Source organism: Cupriavidus sp. UYPR2.512, assembly GCF_000379565.1.
Lineage (GTDB): Bacteria > Pseudomonadota > Gammaproteobacteria > Burkholderiales > Burkholderiaceae > Cupriavidus.
The window spans coordinates 22,802-39,966 of record NZ_KB902998.1 but is presented as its reverse complement, the minus strand read 5'-3'; the positions used below and the strand labels follow the sequence as shown (position 1 = coordinate 39,966).

The 17,165-nt window shown below is 65.6% G+C and carries 16 protein-coding genes and 1 pseudogene; 7 read left to right on the top strand and 10 right to left on the bottom strand.

Translation table 11 applies throughout. The features are described from left to right. Nucleotides 1–45: 45 nt before the first annotated feature. The 8 genes and pseudogenes from A3A5_RS44865 to A3A5_RS0116945 all read right to left on the bottom strand — a co-directional run bounded on the left by A3A5_RS44865 (nucleotide 46) and on the right by A3A5_RS0116945 (nucleotide 6,622). A complete protein-coding gene (locus A3A5_RS44865) occupies nucleotides 46–243 on the bottom strand; it encodes a hypothetical protein (protein WP_018311743.1) in 198 nt (65 codons plus the stop codon). A gap of 16 nt (nucleotides 244–259) precedes the next feature. Beyond that, nucleotides 260–511: pseudogene (locus A3A5_RS0116975) on the bottom strand (LysR substrate-binding domain-containing protein); the annotation flags it as partial. Between the two features lie 188 nt (nucleotides 512–699). Next, nucleotides 700–1,680, bottom strand: a complete 981-nt coding sequence (locus A3A5_RS44085; RefSeq protein WP_232431373.1) for a T6SS immunity protein Tli4 family protein — start codon at nucleotides 1,678–1,680, stop codon at nucleotides 700–702. Then, entirely contained in the window at nucleotides 1,596–3,398 is a 1,803-nt protein-coding gene (locus A3A5_RS0116965) for a hypothetical protein (protein WP_018311740.1), read from the bottom strand. The genes A3A5_RS44085 and A3A5_RS0116965 overlap by 85 nt, the downstream gene beginning before the upstream one ends. A gap of 295 nt (nucleotides 3,399–3,693) precedes the next feature. Beyond that, a complete protein-coding gene (locus A3A5_RS0116960) occupies nucleotides 3,694–4,179 on the bottom strand; it encodes an SRPBCC family protein (RefSeq protein WP_018311739.1) in 486 nt (161 codons plus the stop codon). Further along, nucleotides 4,169–4,555, bottom strand: coding sequence for a helix-turn-helix transcriptional regulator (locus A3A5_RS0116955; protein WP_051108533.1), 387 nt, complete (start codon nucleotides 4,553–4,555; stop codon nucleotides 4,169–4,171). The genes A3A5_RS0116960 and A3A5_RS0116955 overlap by 11 nt, the downstream gene beginning before the upstream one ends. A 101-nt stretch (nucleotides 4,556–4,656) precedes the next feature. Next, nucleotides 4,657–5,295: a c-type cytochrome gene (locus A3A5_RS0116950; RefSeq protein WP_018311737.1), complete on the bottom strand. Its 639-nt coding sequence runs from the start codon at nucleotides 5,293–5,295 to the stop codon at nucleotides 4,657–4,659. A gap of 31 nt (nucleotides 5,296–5,326) precedes the next feature. Continuing rightward, complete coding sequence (locus A3A5_RS0116945) at nucleotides 5,327–6,622, bottom strand: molybdopterin-dependent oxidoreductase (protein ID WP_018311736.1); 1,296 nt, start codon at nucleotides 6,620–6,622, stop codon at nucleotides 5,327–5,329. 299 nt (nucleotides 6,623–6,921) lie between these two features. On the opposite strand from A3A5_RS0116945, the gene A3A5_RS0116940 reads away from it, so the two are divergent. The 3 genes from A3A5_RS0116940 to A3A5_RS0116930 are packed head-to-tail and all read left to right on the top strand — an operon-like array spanning nucleotide 6,922 to nucleotide 10,449. Next, the gene (locus A3A5_RS0116940; protein ID WP_018311735.1) at nucleotides 6,922–8,271 is read left to right on the top strand and encodes a uracil-xanthine permease family protein; all 1,350 of its coding nucleotides are present in this window, start codon (nucleotides 6,922–6,924) and stop codon (nucleotides 8,269–8,271) included. A 19-nt stretch (nucleotides 8,272–8,290) separates the two neighbouring features. Further along, a complete protein-coding gene (locus A3A5_RS0116935; protein WP_018311734.1) occupies nucleotides 8,291–9,739 on the top strand; it encodes an amidohydrolase family protein in 1,449 nt (482 codons plus the stop codon). Between the two features lie 2 nt (nucleotides 9,740–9,741). Continuing rightward, nucleotides 9,742–10,449 (top strand): sulfite exporter TauE/SafE family protein, encoded by a 708-nt coding sequence (locus A3A5_RS0116930; protein WP_018311733.1) that lies wholly within the window; start codon nucleotides 9,742–9,744, stop codon nucleotides 10,447–10,449. Here A3A5_RS0116930 and A3A5_RS0116925 read toward each other — a convergent pair. Next, the gene (locus tag A3A5_RS0116925) at nucleotides 10,446–11,483 is read right to left on the bottom strand and encodes a LacI family DNA-binding transcriptional regulator (protein WP_018311732.1); all 1,038 of its coding nucleotides are present in this window, start codon (nucleotides 11,481–11,483) and stop codon (nucleotides 10,446–10,448) included. The two genes, A3A5_RS0116930 and A3A5_RS0116925, sit on opposite strands and share 4 nt — an antisense overlap. 363 nt (nucleotides 11,484–11,846) lie before the next feature. After that, nucleotides 11,847–12,782, bottom strand: a complete 936-nt coding sequence (locus tag A3A5_RS0116920; protein WP_026200850.1) for a LysR family transcriptional regulator — start codon at nucleotides 12,780–12,782, stop codon at nucleotides 11,847–11,849. A 146-nt stretch (nucleotides 12,783–12,928) separates the two neighbouring features. Here A3A5_RS0116920 and A3A5_RS0116915 point away from each other — a divergent pair, with 146 nt between their 5' ends. Genes A3A5_RS0116915 through A3A5_RS0116900 form a run of 4 tightly spaced genes read left to right on the top strand, consistent with a single transcriptional unit; the run spans nucleotide 12,929 to nucleotide 17,153 of the window. Further along, the gene (locus A3A5_RS0116915; protein ID WP_018311730.1) at nucleotides 12,929–13,135 is read left to right on the top strand and encodes a DUF3311 domain-containing protein; all 207 of its coding nucleotides are present in this window, start codon (nucleotides 12,929–12,931) and stop codon (nucleotides 13,133–13,135) included. Between the two features lie 11 nt (nucleotides 13,136–13,146). After that, entirely contained in the window at nucleotides 13,147–14,529 is a 1,383-nt protein-coding gene (locus A3A5_RS0116910; protein WP_018311729.1) for a sodium:solute symporter, read from the top strand. Further along, a complete protein-coding gene (locus tag A3A5_RS0116905; RefSeq protein ID WP_018311728.1) occupies nucleotides 14,530–16,206 on the top strand; it encodes an amidohydrolase family protein in 1,677 nt (558 codons plus the stop codon). It begins immediately after the preceding gene. Then, nucleotides 16,203–17,153 carry a GTP-binding protein gene (locus A3A5_RS0116900; RefSeq protein ID WP_018311727.1) on the top strand — a complete coding sequence of 317 codons (951 nt, stop codon included), beginning with the start codon at nucleotides 16,203–16,205 and terminating at the stop codon, nucleotides 17,151–17,153. The genes A3A5_RS0116905 and A3A5_RS0116900 overlap by 4 nt, the downstream gene beginning before the upstream one ends. Nucleotides 17,154–17,165: the final 12 nt, after the last annotated feature.

Here is a 17,165-nt window from a genome sequence, read left to right as displayed (position 1 = left end):
TGCGGCACCAGGATTCGTGGGGGCGTGCTGGTTGCTGAATGCATACTAGTAGCTGGTCCGCACGCTCGCTGTCGGTGAGGTTCCGACATCGATATAGGAGGAGGTCGACTGGTTGGGGTCTGGCACGCGCCCGGCCAGCAGGCCGATCAGCGGACACTGGCTGGCGGTGGCAAGGCGTGCCGCAATCTGCAAGCGCTGCATGATCAGGCCAGCCTCGCGCGCCTCGCGCAGCGCCAGTGTCACCGGATCGCGCTCGGGCTCAGCGCAGGCGGCGCAGCGGACTGTCGGCCATGTTGGACAGATAGTGGACTTCGCGCCGCAGCAGGGTGGCGAACTGCGCGGCCACCGGCGTCATCGGCGAGTCCGCGCGGTAGATCAGGCTGACCGTGTGGCTGGGCAGCTTGTCTTCGATGGGCAGCGGCACCAGGCCGCTGGCGGCCAGGCGGCCGGCCATCATCTGGCGTGGCAGCACGCATAGCAGGTGGCGGTCCTGCAGCAGCGACTGGACGAGCGGCGCCTATCGGTGCTGGTGCGCGACAGCACCGGCGGCAGCGTGAGCAACAACAGCATCCGTGATCGATCCGGGCAGCGGGGATGATGCGAAATCAGTGAGCGTGGGCTTGCGGCGTCGGTTCCAGGCTATCGCCTTCGCTTGTAAGGCTCGGGGGGCTGCTAAGGCCCGCCGACGTCCGCACGCCCTCATACGGCGCCGGGACGCAAGCGTATGGAGCCGACAACCGCATCCCATAACTCCAGCGCTTCTTCGTCGCTGGCAAAAGACTCCTTGTTGGTCGGGTAGGCGCTTTCGCCAACGTGCAGCGAGACGTTCAGATTGGGCTCGGCCAGGGAATCTGCCTTGCCCGGTGCCTCCCACTTGAAGCCGTAGGTCCGTTTGCCATCCTGTGTGCCCGCGACAAGAATCTCGTCCGCCTGAATCGGGCCGACCGGCCGTTGGCGGTTACGTAGCTGGGCGACGCCGGCTACCGTGCCAAGCAATGCTGCGAGAACCCCGCCGGCTCGATCGCGCAAGCCTGGTTCTACCTTGTGTTGCGTGTAGGAGGTAATGGTGAACGACACGTCGGGCATGCCGGGCAACTGAATGACCATGCGCCAGCTTTCGAGGTTCAGATCGCTATCTCCCAGGATTGCGTCATTTACCACATAGCCAACGCCATTGGGCGTTTCTCCCGGCATAATCTCTCGCCATTCACTGGCTAATTCTCCTCTACCCGCCAATGCTGATGCTTTCAGACTCGGCGATACATCCCCTGAGTATTTTAAGATTTTTTTTCCCGCACAAAAATAGGTCTCGAATCTATAGAATATTTCTGATGTCGGCCTTTTCCATGAGACGAGTGTTATCGATCCGTTGGCGTGGGCTGCACGTTCCACGAACATGCTGCCCCGTCGGCTATGGCTTGCTCCACGCAGCCTTCTTTCTTCTTGAGCGACTAAACCGTTAAGATCCGCTTGCGCGTTCAAGTTAGGAATTGGTTCAATAATATCTTCGTCGAATATATAGCTTTCGATTGTTTTCGCTTCTGCCGGCAGGTCAACCAGATGTCTTCCGATGGCACGAGTTCTCCAGCCCAACGTCATGCTTCCCCCTTCTTGTGCCATTTTGCGTGCTGAGCGATCTTTATGATCGCGAACATTGTCGCGTAAAGCGAGCGTTGACATTCGTCGCCGTAGCTTCCTTGATGGTCATAGCCAAATTCCGAGTTACGCAAACCTGGATTCCCTTGTCCATGTGCAAAATTCATCGAGATTCCTTTCCTTCCTGGCGCGGCGCCAGAGTAGCTCGGTACCGTGCCGTCGCCCGGGCAGTCGGGACCGCCAATAGTCAACCTGAGTCCGCTTGAGGTGCTTAGAGTTCCGTTGCCATCATCGTGAGTGATGCCAATATCGCTCATTTTGAGCATGCCAAGACCAGCCGCTTCCCATGCCACCTCGCCCCAGGCGAAACGATTCTTGCTTGCCAATAGCCCAGTGCCGAGCAAGCCGCCCTTCTCATTGGCAGCATTGCGCTCCCCTTGCGCGCCGTAGTGTGCATAGGTCGGCTCCTTGTATCGTCCTTCGATCGCTTCGTGAAACTCGCGAACTGTCTCAATGGTTTCGATGAAGCTTTCTCGTGGCGAGCGCTTAGGTCTCTTTTCATTTGGTGAACTATTCTTCGAATTCAGATGCTGAATTTTCCCAGCTGGAGTCAAGAGATCGATATTGCTATCAGGAAGCAATCCATACCACTCCGGCGAGAGATAGATTTCTGCGTAGGGATTCCTCTGCTGAGGCAACTCGGCCGTGATCTTCTTTTTATTGCTCTTGTCGCGAACCTTAAGCCACGGTTTGCCATCGTTGTAATCCGCAGTAGGCAACAACTCAAGCCCTCCCGGCGCCTGCGAAAGAATGGCGACCACGTCAGCCGCATTGCGCCCGAGAAAAACCTGCTCCACGCTCTCGAACCCTGAGCGCATGCGCTTGTACGTGGCCGGTGCCCCGGTGGCGGGTTGCACACCATGGGAAACGCCGAGGACTTTGTCGCATTGGTGGATCTCGGTCAGCGCCCGGCTGACCATGCCGCCCATCGAGTGCGTGACGACGATGACTTTCTCCGCCATCGCGCGGTTCGGCTTGCTACGCCGAATGCTGCACTGATTGCTGCCTTGGCCGTCCGGAGTGTCCTTGGCAACAACAATCTTGCCTTCGTTGTAGTACGGCAGGATGGTGTTCTCGATCAGGTCTTGAATTGCCGCGCCGGAGTCGCGATTGCTTTGCAGCCAGTTATATCCACCCGCCCAGATGTCAAACTGGTAGTTGGCGGCATGGAGGATCTCATCACGGGTCAGGGCCTCACCATTCTCTGCTCCCCAGTCGGTCGGGGCATCCTGCCCGAATTCCGCTGCCCAGTTCTTCAGGTTGGCCTGGCCCCGCTCGAAGTCATATTCAGCCAGCGAGTTCAGCAAGTGCTGCAATTTCCCCAGAAACGGATGGTAAGACGAGCGCATTAACGCTCCCCAACCACGAGCTACCAATACGTTCTTTGGCAGCCCGCTCTGGCCAATGTCAATCGGCCCGCTGGGATCGACTTCGACGGTCTCCGTCGCCAGGTCACTGGCTCGGTCCTTCGTATTCTTGAACAGATAACTGAAGAGTTGGGCGATCAGGTCCGCTGCGCCGCGCAGGTCGGCGTTGGGTGGGCGCCAGACAATGCTCTTTCCGTCTTTCTTCCTGAGGTTGGTTCCCATGATGCCGGGCAGGAAGACGACAGGAATGACGTAGGGCTTGGCAAGGACGATCTTCTCGCGCTGATCCTCAGCCGGGGTCAAGGTCGCGGAGCAATATTGATCGCCGTTGTTGTCAACGATGCTATGAAGGAGAACGTGACTTGCTTCGGCCATGGCGTTGCTCGCGGGTGAAATCGGCTGGGCACGCTGCCACGGATCCAGATATCGCCCGCGGCAACGCTCTTTGCCGCGCACGGTAACCGCTATCGGTTGAGGATGGAAGCTGGTTTATTCAGATATCGCAGTTTTTTGCAATTGACTGGAAATATAAATAAAGATTAAGGGATCGCCTATATCAAAACCCTGATGAATTGAGTTATGCACGATGATCTATTAAGAATTGTTTTTAGCACAAGGAAAATGGCGCCGGCACGGTACCCCGTGCCGGCGCCATTTCATTCCGGCAACCTTACTTCAACTGCTGCGCAAACTCGTCCAGCTGGCTAATGCAGATATCCCAGCCTTCATAGAACCCAAGCTCCTCATGCTGCTTGCGCGTGGCCTCGTCCGGATGCATCACGCGCGCAATGTAGCCGGTGCCGTCACCCTCGTCAGCCATGGTAATGACCGCGGTCATGGACAGCCACGGCTTGTTGGGCCGATAGCCGGCCACCAGGGCCGAGGTTGAGACGATCTTCTCCATCGGCACGATTTCAAGGAAGCAGCCCGGGTTGTCGCTGGTGCCGCCGTCCGGGCCTTTCATTAAGGTGTGGAAGGCACCGCCGGGGCGCATGTCGAAGGCCAGGACCTCGGTGGTCCAGGGCTTGGGGCACCACCATTCCTTGAGCAGCTTCGGATCGCTCCAGGCACGCCAGACCTTGGCACGCGGGGCCTTGAGCAGGCGCGAGATGACCAGGTCCTGGCTTTCAGGGCTGGCGGCGTTTTCATTCGGCATCTGACTGTTCCTCCTGATGAAGGGCTTCGACAAAGGCGGCCAGGCGGTCGGTACGGGCCTCCCACATGGCGCGCTGGTCGGCCAGCCATTGCTGCGCGTCTGACAGCGGTTGCGGTACCAGTTCGCAAGTGCGCACGCGCCCCGTCTTGCGCGAGCGGATCAGGCCGCTGCGCTCCAGCACCTGCAGGTGCTTCATGAACGAGGGCAGTGCCATCGTGAATGGTGCCGCCAACGCCGAGACCGTTTCCGGCCCGCGGCCGAGCACGCTGACAATGGCGCGGCGGGTCGGGTCCGCCAGCGCGTAGAACACGTCGGAAAGCGGGGACATATCGACAGCCTGGGACACGTCAGCAAACTCGGCACAATGGTTAGCCATGTGGCTAAGTATAAGGAGAGAACTGGAAACTGCAAGAGCAAAAATGCAAGGCGCCCCGGGATCAGCCGGGGCGCCTTGCCATCGGGGAAGCGGGGCGGAGGCTATTGCTGCCGCACGTATTCCGCCAACGCCTTGACTTCATCCGCCTTCAACCCCGCAAACGGCGGCATCGGCACCGATCCCCATTTGCCGCTGCTGCCGCCGCGAATGCTGGCTTCCAGCTTGGCCTGTGCCTGCGCATCGCCCTGATAGCGGGCGGCGACTTCGTGATAAGCCGGGCCGACCACCTTCTGCGTCACGCTGTGGCAGCTCAGGCAGGCGTTTCTGGCCAGCAGGCCCTGCACGTCCGCCGCGGCGGCAGGCGCGGAGGCGGCTGCGGGTGCGGCTGGCGCGGGCTTGCCTGCCTTCTGCGCGATCGCCACGATCTCCGGGTCTTTGATTTTCGCGGAACCGTAGGCCACCGCCAGATAGGCGCCGAGCTGTTCGACCTCGCCATCGTCAATCGGCGCACCGTAGGCGCGCTGCATTTTCTTCATCTCGGCGGTCCACTGCGTCAGGCTCAGGCCGGGCGGCTGGTAGGCGACGTAGTCGGCCGAATGGCAGATCGCGCATTTCTGCATGGCGATGCCGTAGCCGGGCAGCTTCGCGGGTTTGAGCTTGACGTTCTCCGCCGGCAGCTTGATGTCCTGGGGGGCCGCGGACGCGCTACCCGTGCCCAGCAGGGCAAGCGCGAGCAGCATGGAGGGAATGGATCGATGCATGGCGCGTTCCTCAGGCAATGGTGACCGGCGTGGATTCAATGACGTTGCGGCGATAGCCGGCCGGGTTCCAGTTGGCTGTGGCGGGTTGCACCTCGCCCTGGTTGCTGGTGGCGCGAACCATCAGCACGGCCGGGCCCTTGCGCGCGAACTTCACCGGCAGCTGCCAGGCGCGGAACGAGAAGCGGCCCAGGTCCTGCCCCAGCGTGGCGGCCTGCCAGTTGTGCCCGCCGTCCACCGAAACCTCGACGCCGCGGATGCCGGAGCCGCCATCGAAGGCAATGCCTTTCAGCTCCATCGTGCGCCCGGCGGGCAGCACGCCGCCCGTGCCCACGCTGGTGATGAAGCTGCGTACCGCCAGCGTCGAGATCGGCCGCGTCTTGGCCGCAGGCGTGCCGGGTGCCACGCACTGGCAGTCGTTGTCCGGCACGCGGTAGCCGCTGGTCATGAAGAACGCGTCATGGCCTTCGAAGGGGTGGTCCAGCACCTCGATCTCAAAAACATGCTTGACCCAGTAGGTGCCGAAGTAGCCCGGCACCACCAGCTTGAGCGGATAGCCGTTGAGCAGCGGCAGGTCTGCCCCGTTCATGCCCCAGGCCAGCATCGGCTCGCCGTTCATCGCATGCGCGATATCGAGCGACTTGCGGTAGTCCGGCGTGCTCGGCAGCACCGGTGTATCGAGGCCGTTGAACGTGACCACCTTGGCGCCGGCCTTGACGCCCGCATGCTCCAGCACCTTGCGCAGCGGCACGCCGGTCCAGCGCGCATTGCCCATTGCGCCGTTGGCGAGCTGCGCGCCGAACACGCGCGGCGCGGAAAAGCCGCGGCTGTTGCCTGAGCACTGGTTCACGGCCACCACCTCGACCGGATCGGCCAGCCGCTTCAGTTCATCGAGCGACAGCTTCAGCGGCTTGTCGACATGCCCGCCGACCGACAGGCGGAACGTGGCGAGATCCACCGACAGCGGAATATTGGCCAGGTGGTAGCGCACGAAGAAGGCGTCGTTGGCGGTGATCGGCCCCTCGTTGAACGCCGAGAAGGGCGTTTCCAGGTGCGGCGGGCGGGTGCTCACGCGCACCAGCGGGCGCTTGCCCGGATAGCGCACCAGCGGGCGGGGACCATCGGCCAGCGTGACGCCGTCGCTGACACGCGCGGCCTGGGCCGCCAACGCGCCGAGCGGGGAGGCGCCGAGCGCCAGCAGGCCGGCACCCTGGACGAAGCGGCGCCTGGCCGCCAGCGGCCGGGCATGGCCGTCGGGTCGGTCGGCAGCGGGGTCGGCAATTGCCGCCGGACTGTTCTTGTCTTGCATGGGGCGTCTCCTTCGGGGCGTGTTGTGTCGCGCAAGGCGCTGTGGCGGGTACTTTGACGCCACTGCGTCAACTTGTGAAACGTGTTTTCCTGCTAGCGCTTATCGATTCAATCAATATAGGGGAAGACCGCGGGGGCTTGGCCGCGAAATCCGCTTGCATCGAAGAATCCGTTTCCCTACACTTACAAAAACGTTTTTGTTAGCGGAAATCGAGAACATATGAGGCGAATTGCGCACAGACGCAGCAAGTGGCTTGCGGGCCGCCGGCACAACGCCCACACACAAACGAGGAGCAAAGCATGTCCCACCCCGCCCCCGCGCCGGTGGATGAACGGCTGCCATGGCGGCGCCTGTTTGTCTTCGGGCTTCAACACGTACTGGTCATGGCCGCGTCGCCGATCGCGTCCGTCTTCCTGATGAGCAAGGCGCTGAACTTCCCGCCAGCGCTGGCAGTGCAGCTGCTGAGCGCCACTTTTGTGATCTGCGGCCTCGGCACGCTGTTGCAGTCGCTGGGCCAGCGGGGCATCGGTGCCCGGCTGCCGTTTGTGATGCTGCCCGGCGGCGCGCCGATCGTGCTCTTCATCCTGATCGCGCAGCAGACCGACGTGCAGACCGCTGCCGGCGCGGTGATCCTGACCGGCGTCTTCTACTTCTGCGTGCTGCCGGTATTCCGGCGCTGCCTGCGCTATTTCCCGCCGGTGGTGGTGGGGACGATGCTGTTGCTGGTGGCGATCAACCTGGCGCAGGTATCCGGCAAGCTGGTTGCCGGCCACCCGGCCGCGGGCAGCACGGTGGACCCGCTCAACCTGCTGCTGGCGTTCGCCACCATTGCCTGCACCGTGGCGGCATCGCGCCTGCTGTCGGGCATGCTGGCGCAGCTGGCGATCCTGCTCGGGCTGCTGGGCGGTGCGCTGGTGGCCGGGCTGGCCGGCGCGTTCCAGCCTGGCCATGTGTCGATGTCGCCGGTGTTCGCCTTGCCCACGCCGTTCCCGTTCGGGTGGCCGCATTTCGATGTGGTGGCCGCGATCCCGCTGATGGTATTCGCCGTGATCTCGATGGTGGAGGCCACCGGCCAGACGCTGGCGATCAGCGATGCCGTGGGCCGGCCGGTCGACCAGCAGCGCGACGTGCCGCGCACCATCCGCGCCGATGCGCTGACGTCGTTGCTGGGCGGGATGTTCGGCACCTCGCTGATCATCACCAGCGGCGAGAACATCGGCATCGTGCGTGCCACCGGCGTGCGCTCGCGCTTTGTCACGGCGATGTCGGGCGCGATCCTGGTGGCGTTCGGGCTGCTGGTGCCGGTGTCGTCGCTGATCAGCGCGATCCCCGAGGCCGTGGTCGGCGGCACCGGGCTGGTGGTGTTCTGCATCGTCGGCACCATGGGCATCGACATGCTGCGCAAGGTGGACCTGCGCGACCACGCCAATATGTACGTGGTGGCCGTGGCGCTGGCCGTGGGCCTGCTGCCGATCCTGGTGCCCGGCATCTATGGCGGCCTGCCAGCCAACGTACGCATCCTGGTGGGCAACGGCGTGGCCATGGGTGCCATTACCGCGGCGCTGCTCAATTTCCTGTTTTTTCATACGGGCCTGCGGGCCGCGGCAGCGGGCCCCCTCGCCCGCGACGATGCCGCCGCCACGCATTGACCCTGCTTCCTGAATTGCAATGACTGATCGATTTGACTCGACGCCGGCCTGGCCCGGTGATACCAACCCGGCCCTGGTGCCTGACAGTTTCAAGCGGCCGCGCATCCTGCTGCCGGAATGGACCCTGCTGCGCCAGGGCGCGGTACGCGGCCACGCGGTGGTGGTGGAGGGTGGCCGCTTCACGGCAGTGGGCACGGCCGAGGAAGTCGCTGCACGCTTCCCCGCGCTGGAAACCCTGCCGTTGCCGCGCATGCTGCTGATGCCCGGCATGATCGACACGCACCACCACCTGACGCAGTCGTTCGGCAAGTCGCTGGTGTTCGGCGAGCCGTCGGAGATCTTTCGCCGCGTGTGGGTGCCGCTGGAGGGCAGCCTGAAGGCGGAGCACCTGTACCTGTCGTCCAAGCTGGCGGCGCTGGAAGCGCTGCGCGGCGGCTTCACCACCGTGGTCGATGCCGGCACGCGCAGCGACGCCGGGCTGGACGCGGTTGCGCGCGCGGTCACCGATGCCGGCGTGCGCTGCGTGCTGGGCCTGATCTGCAACGACCAGCCCGGCACGCAAACGCTCGACGCCGCGCCGATCCTGCGCCGCGCCGCCGCCCACCTGGACCAGTATGCCAGCGATCCGCTGGTGGCCCCGTCGCTGGCGATCTCGATTCCCGAAGTGGCCTCTGATGCGATGCTGCACCACGTCTACCAGTTGTGCGCCGAGTCCGGCCGCATCTTCCAGACGCATGCCAACGAGCACCTGGTGGCGGTGGAGCGCTCGCTCAACGCCTGCGGGCGCCGTCCGATCGAACATCTCGCGGCAGTCGGCGCACTGGGGCCGGCGGCGCTGCTGGCGCATGCCACGCTGGTGACGCCGCATGAGATCCGGCTGCTGGCCGACACCGGCGCCGCGGTGGCCTACAACCCCGTGGCCAGCGCCTGGAAGGGCAACGCCGTGGCGCCGGCTGAGACCATGGCTACCTTCGGTGTGCGCCTGGGCCTGGGCACCGACGGCACCCGCAGCGACGGCTTCCGCCTGCTGGACTATGCCGAGGCCGCCCAGCGCTTCGCCTTCGGCATCGGCGTGGGCGATTCCTCCTGCGGCGCGGGCTGGCGCTGGGTCGACATGGCCACGCACGACGCGGCCGATGTGGCGGGCCTGGGAGCGCTCACTGGAGAGATTGCCGCCGGCAAGCGCGCCGACTTCCTGCTGGTCGACCTGGATGTACCGGAGCTGACACCGTCCTGGGACCTGACCTGGGAACTGGTGCGCCTGGCCAACCGCGACCAGATCCGCGCGGTCTTTGTCGATGGCAGCCTGCGCCTGTGGCAGGGCTGGCCCACGGACTGGGATGCCCGCGCGCTGATGCGGGCGATCCACGCCATGGCCGGGGACACCGTCGCCAACGCCCCGATCCGCAAGCTGCATGACGCCGCGGACGTGCACCGCGCGCGCCAGGCCGGCACGGAGGCACTCTGACCATGGATATGACGTTGTTCAGCGTCGGCGTGGCGGTCTTTACCGGCGCGCTGATCCAGGGTGCGACCGGCATGGGCTTCGCGCTGATCGTGGTGCCGGTGCTGGCGCTGGCCGCGCCAGCGATGCTGCCCGGCGCGCTGCTGCTGGCGATGCTGCCGCTCAACGCCTACGTGGCCTGGCGCGAGCGCCATGCCATCGACCTGCGCGGGGCCGGGTGGATCAGTGCCGGGCGCCTGGCCGGCACTTTTGGCGGGCTGTGGGTGCTGGTGGCGATGCCGATGGCATGGCTCAACGCACTGGTCGGCGGCAGCACCATTGCCGCAGCGGTGGTGTCATTGCTGGCGCCGGCCTTTACGCCGGGGCGGCTGACCTTTGCCTCGACCGGCCTGATCACCGGCGTGACCGAGACCGCAACCGGTGTCGGCGGCCCGCCGCTGGCGCTGGCCTATCAGCATGCGCCGGTCGCGACGTTGCGCGCCACCGTGGCGCTGTGCTTTCTGGTCGGTGAATCGATCTCGCTGGTGGTGCTGGCGTTGAGCGACCGGCTCGGCATGGAGCAGGTGCTCTATGCCATCGGGCTGCTGCCGGTGCTGATTGTCGGCATGGTGGCCAGCCACCTGGTGCACAAGCGCATCAACCAGCGCATGCTGCGCATCGGCGTGCTGGTGTTCGCGCTGGTCTCCGGTGCGGTGGTCCTGCTGCGTGGCTAACCGCCAGGCGTGGAGGATGCCCGCACCACCAGTTCAGGTGCGGGCCCGGTGATCACGCTGCGGCTGCGGTCGCCGGACAGGTGCGCGAACAGCAGCTCCACCGCCAGCGATGCCACCCGCTCCAGGTGCAGGTTGACCGCCGTGATCGGCGGCTGCGCGCTGCGGGCGCGAATGCCGTCGTAGCGCGTGGCCACCAGCACATCGTCTGGCACGCGCTTGCCCAACCCTTGCAAGTGGGTCATGGCGCCCACCGCAAACGCATCCACCGGCGCGCACAGCGCATCGAGCGCTGGCATCTGCGCCAGCAACTGCGCGCAGGCTTCGGCGCCTGCGGCTTCACCATGTTCCTCGGCCGCCTTGACGATATGGCAGGGCAGGCCCTTCGCCTGCGTGAATTCGCGGTAAGCACGTTCGGTTTCCACATACGACTGCCGCGGTGCCGCGCCGATCATCAGGCCAATATGCCGGCGCCCGTGCCCATGCAGGTGTTCCAGCAGCAACTGCGCGGTCAGGGCCGATTGCAGGTCCACGCAAGGCACCGGCGCATCAGTCAGCGGCTCGCGCCCGATCGACACGATGCTGACGCCACGCTCGCGCAGCCGGGCAATGTGCGGGTCCCCCGCGATCGGCTCGATCACGACCGCGCCGTCGATGTCCAGCGTATCGAGCAGGCCCCCGGCGCCTTCCAGCGGCGGCACCAGCACTACGCCCAGGCCGCGTCCCATTGCTGCTTCGGCTGCAATCGCCGCCACTTCCATCATGAACCCCAGCCGCGAAGTGCCACCCGCCACGGCGAATGGCATCGACGACAGCAGCGCGATGCAATTGGCCCGGCCAGACTGCAGCCGCTGCGCGCGCACGCTGGGCCGGTAGCCCAGTTCGGCGGCAACGCGCTTGACGCGCGCACGCGTGGCCGGATCCAGCACGCCGCGGTCGTTCAGCGCGTGCGACACCGTGGTCAGCGACACGCCGGCGGCGCGGGCTACGTCATGGATGGTGATGCGGCGAGGGCGGTCTGGCGTCGATTCAGTCATGCGGGACACGGGCGATGGTTCAGGGCGGAGCATACAACAGCTCGGCCAGCTGCCATGCCGGGGTCCGGCAGTGCCGTCACGGAGCGTGGGCCCGCAGGGCAATGCTGCAACGGGCCCGCACGTCGCGGCCGGCTTACTGGGTGCTTCCGGGGAGCACGGTCAGCACCCTGACCACAAAGGCGTGGAACTCCGTGATGTAGTGGCGCAGGAATTCTTCCGTCGACGCATCCGTGACTTCGCCGGCTTCAGTGATCAGGCCGGGTGCCCCAGTAGAAGTGGTTGAGCCGCTTCTTTTCGATGGGATCGCTGCCTTGCCGCAGCCGCATGGCGATGCGGTATTGCCAGCGCCCGAACCTGACAGGTTCAGCGGCGCGCGTTGGCAGCGCCAGCCTCGGACGACAACTCTTTCCAATGCTCGCGCGTGAAGCCGTAGAGCACCTCCAGCGCCGGCGACAGCGAGCGCGCCGCCATGCGGGCGATGCCATAGCGCCCGCAACGCCGCGGATCGGGCGGCATCGGCACTTCAGCCATCAGCCCGGCGGCGCGCTCCTGCCGCGTGATCGACAGCACGCCGAACAGCAGCGTATCGCTGGCCAGCGTCACGCTGCGCAGCATGTCAAGGTTGTCGCAGTGCAGGGTGAAGAGCTTGTCCGGCGCCGCGTCCGGGCCCCAGAGTTCGGCCAGCTGCCGGCTGACGATGGTGCTCAGCGTGGTAGTTGCCACCGGGTAGGCGCGGATGGTCTCGATATCGATGCGGCGCTTGCGCAGAATCGGATGCCCGGCGCGGCACACCAGGCCCGCGGGCAGTTCGCCCAGCGGCTCCACCTCGATGTCGTCGGCCGCGCGCAGCACATAAGCGTCGCCGACGATGGCGTCGATGGTCTCGTTGCGCAGCGCGTCCAGCAGCGCGCTGGTGGCGCCAGTCTCGGTGCGCACCTTGATGCGCGGATGGGCCTGCGCCATGTGGATCAGGAACGGCGTCAGCAGCAGCGCCGCCGGCGCGGGCGCCACGCCGATGGTCAGCGATCCTTCCTCGGCGCCGCGCAGCAGGTCCAGGTCGTGCCGTAGCTGGCGCTCTTCCAGGCGCATGCGGCGGGCGCGGTCCGCCACCAGTTCGCCGAACACCGTCAGGCGCGCGCGCCGCGCGCCGCGGTCGAATAGCGGTGCCTTCAGCTCGTCCTCCAGCGCGCGGATGCTGCGGCTCAGCGCCGGCTGCGTCAGATGTACGGCACGGGCCGCTTCGGAGAACGTACCGTGCTCGACCACGGCGAGCAGATGCAGAAGTTTCTGTGTGTCCATGCGGAAAACCATGCGCTTTGGTTATGGGAGAGGTTCAACATTTGCATTTGAATCATACATCCGCGATCCCTATGATGAGCGCAACACAAGAGTGGAACCCCAACGAGGGATACCGCCAACCGTTCATCGGAAACTGGAGACAAGACATGCTCAAGCTGTTTATCGGCCTAGGCCTGCCGTACGTCGGCGTGATCGGGATGCTGCCCTGGGTGGCATCGGTCGATCGCTTCGTGCTCGGCGTGCCCTTTATCTACGCCTGGATCTTCACGTGGTTTGTGCTGACTTCCGCCTGCATGCTGGCGTGCTGGCTGCTGTTCGACCGCCACGCCGCCGATGCGGCGCACGAAGCCTGAGGGGGCCAGCCATGACCACAGCGGTATTCCTGGGCTTTATCGTCTTCTCGCTCTACCTCGCCCTCCGCTCCAAGAAGGGCCACGGCGCGCAGAGCATGCATGACTTCTTCGTGGCGTCGCGGCAGTTCGGCGCCTTCCTGGTGTTCTTCCTGGCGGCGGGGGAGATCTACAGCATCGGCACGATGGTGGGATTCCCCGGTGGCATCTATGCCAAGGGGCCGACCTACGGGGTCTGGTTCCTTGGCTATATCCTGCTGGCCTATCCGCTCGGGTATTTCCTTGGGCCCAAGATCTGGCAGGCCGGTGCGCGCTACAACGCCATCACGCTGCCGGACCTGTTCAAGGGCCACTACGGCAGCCGCGCGCTGGAACTGATCGTGGCGGGCTCGGCGATCCTGTTCCTGCTGCCCTGGGGCCAGCTGCAGTTCACCGGGCTGGTGGCGGCGCTGAAGGGGCTGGGCTGGGAGTTCGATCCGGTGTATCTGGTGATGATCTCGGCGGCGCTGGCCTTTACCTACATCGCCATCTCCGGCGTGCGCGCATCGGCCTATATCGCCATCCTCAAGGACATCCTGATGGTGGTGGCGATCGTCGCCACCGGCGTGGCGGTGGGCTGGAAGGCGGGCGTGGGCGATGTATTCCATGCCGCCAGCTTGCAGGTCAGCAACCAGATGAACGACACCCAGCTGCGCTTCTCGATGAGCACCATGCTGTTCCAGGCGCTGGGCTTCTACGTGATGCCGTTCGCGGTGCAGAACTTCTTCACCGCCAGGAGCGCCAACACCATCCGGCGCACGCAGGTGGCGATGCCGCTGTACATGCTGATGTATCCGTTCCTGGTGCTGGCGTCCTACTACGCGATCAGCCAGAACCTGCAGCTCGCCTCGCCCAACGAGGCCTTCTTCGCGGCGGCGGTGCGGCTGCTGCCAGGCTGGCTGCTGGGCCTGGTGGCTGCCGGCGCGGCGTTGTCGGGCCTGCTGGTGCTGGCCGGCATCTGCCTGTCGATCGGACCCATCGTCACGCGCAACCTGCTGCCGGGCATGCCCGAGGCGCGCCAGAAGCAGGGCGCCAAGGTGGTGATCGTGATCTACCTGGCGCTGTCCATTGCCATGACGCTGGCCACGCCCAACCTGATGCTGACGCTGATCAACACCACTTACTACGGCATGACGCAGTTCTTCCCTGGCGTGCTGGTGATCCTGTTCTCGCTGAAGGTGCGGCCGCTGGCGATTGCGCTCGGCATCATCACCGGCCAGGCACTGGCGATCGCGCTGTATGTGCAGCAGGTCGATTTCGGTGGCATCAACCTCGGGCTGGTCAGCCTGGGCGTCAACCTGCTGGTGACCGCGCTGGTGAACTACGCGCCCCGCCTGGCCCGCGTGCAGGCGGCGTGAATGACCGCACTCACGCAATCCATGACACAAGACGACACGGCGCGCACGCAGGTATTCGTGGCGCGCAAGATCCTCACGATGGAAGCCGCGCAGCCCGAGGCGAGCCATGTCGCCGTGCGCGACGGCAAGATCCTGGCCGTGGGCGGCCCCGCCGAGATGGCCGCCTGGCCGGACGCAGTGCAGGTCGACACCTTCCGCGACAAGGTGCTGATGCCCGGGCTGGTGGAAGGCCACTGCCACCTGATGGAAGGCGCGATGTGGGATGCGGTCTATGTGGGCTATTTCGATCGCCGCGATCCGGACGGCAAGCTGTGGCGCGGCCTGCGCACGCTGGATCAGGTGATCGACCGCCTCGCGGGCGCGGCCGGCCAGGTGCAGGACCTGGACAGGCCGCTGCTGGCCTGGGGTTTCGACCCGATCTATTTCGGCACCAGCCGGCTCTCGGTGCGCGAGCTGGACCGCGTCTCGGCCACGCGGCCCATCGTGGTGATGCATGCGAGCGTGCATCTGATGAACGTCAACTCAGCGATGCTGGCGCAGGCCGGCATCGACGAGGACACCGACATCGACGGCGTGCACAAGGACGATCAGGGCAAGCCCACCGGCGAGCTGCAGGAGTTCGCGGCGATGTTCCCGGTGCAGCGCGTGCTGGGCAGCGGGCTGTCGCTGGCGGCGGCCGAGAGCGCCGAGGCGGTGCGCCGTTTCGGCCGTGTGGCGCAACTGGCGGGCGTGACCACGGCCACCGACCTGGTCAATGACCTCTCGCCCAAGGGGCTGGACACGTTGCAGTCGGTCACGGGCGAGGCCAGCTTCCCGCTGCGCATCGTCCCGGCGTTCTCGCCGCAGCGCAATGCGCAGGGTGGTCCGGCCCGCGTGCAGGCAGCGGCGGCGGCTGGCACCGACAAGCTGCACTTCGGCCCGGTCAAGTTCATCGTCGACGGCTCGATCCAGGGCTTTACCGCGCGCCTGCGCGCACCGGGCTATGCCGGCGGCCAGGCCAACGGCCTGTGGCTGATTCCGCCGGAGCAATTGCTGGACGCTTTCACGCCGTTCCACCTGGCCGGCCTGCCGCTGCATATCCACACCAATGGCGACGAGGCGACTGAAGTCGTGCTGGATGTGCTGGAAGCCATGCTGTTGCGCCATCCGCGCGCGGACCATCGCCATACGCTGCAGCATTGCCAGCTCGCCGACCAGGCTCAGCTGGCGCGCGCCGCGCGGCTCGGCCTGTGCATCAACTTCTTCTCGAACCACCTGTACTACTGGGGCGATGCGCATGCCGAGCAGACCGTGGGGCCGGCGCGGGCCGCGCGCATGAATCCAGCGGGCACCGCGCGGCGGCTGGGCATCCCGTTCGCGATTCATTCCGATGCGCCGATCACGCCGCTGAACCCGCTCTTTACCGCGTGGTGCGCGGTGCGGCGCGAGACCGCTTCCGGCCGCGTGCTGGGTGAAGCGGAACGCTTGCGGGTTGCCGACGCGCTGTATGCCATCACCATGGGCGCGGCTTATACCCTGAGGCTCGAACACCGCATCGGCAGCATCGCACCGGGCAAGCTGGCGGACTTTGCCGTGCTGGAAGATGACCCCACCACGGTGGCCCCCGCATGCCTGAAGGACATCCGCGTCTGGGGCACGGTGCTGGGCGGGCGCGTGTTCGCGGCGCCGGCGCGATGACCGCGCGGCCCCGGATCCCGCTGGTGGTCGTCGGTGGCTACCTTGGTGCCGGCAAGACCACGCTGCTCAACCGGCTGCTGGCCACTGCGCAGGGGCGGCGCATCGCCGTGCTGGTCAACGATTTCGGCGAGATCAATATCGATGCCGCGCTGATCCGCGCGCGCAGCGACGATGTGATCCACCTGGAGAATGGCTGCATCTGCTGCTCGATCGGCGGCCGGCTGGCCGATGCGCTGGTGGCCATTGCGGCGCGGGAGCAGCGGCCGGACTTGCTGGTGATCGAGGCGAGTGGTGTTTCCGATCCGCAGCGCATCGCGCAGGTTGGCTTGCTGGATCGGGCCTTCGCGCTCAATGCCGTGGTGGTTGCGGTTGACGTGGCCGGCGTCGCGCACAGCCTGCGTGATCCGCTGGTGGGCGACATGGTGCGGCGGCAGATTGCAGGGGCCTCGGTGGTGGTGATGACCAAGGCCGACCTTGCTGATGCGGGCGCGCTGGCGACAGCCGAAGCCACGGTCGACAGCATCGCACCGCGCGCCGCGGTATTCACCGCGCGCGAGGGGAACGTGCCCCTGTCGGTTTTTGTCGATGCCGCCCTGGAGACGCCGTCTGGCGATGCGGTGCTGCAGGCGGGTGGGCGCTGGCGGCGAACGGGCGAGACGATGCATGCCGGCATCCGCAGTGTCTCGTACCAGACCCGCCGGGACTTCGACAAGGCGCGGCTGCGGCAAGCGTTGGCGACGCTGCCGGTGCGGCTGCTGCGTGCCAAGGGCATGGTCAGGCTGGCGGCAGACCCGCGCTTGCACGAAGTGCATGTGGTCGCGGGCCGCATGCGGTTAAGTCCGATGGTGCAAGCCGATGGGGGCGGATCTGCATTGGTCTTCATCGGCGCATTCGGCGCGGAAGATGAGAAGAACATCCGCGCCTGCCTTGATCTCGCGCTGGCCTGAGCAATGCCACGA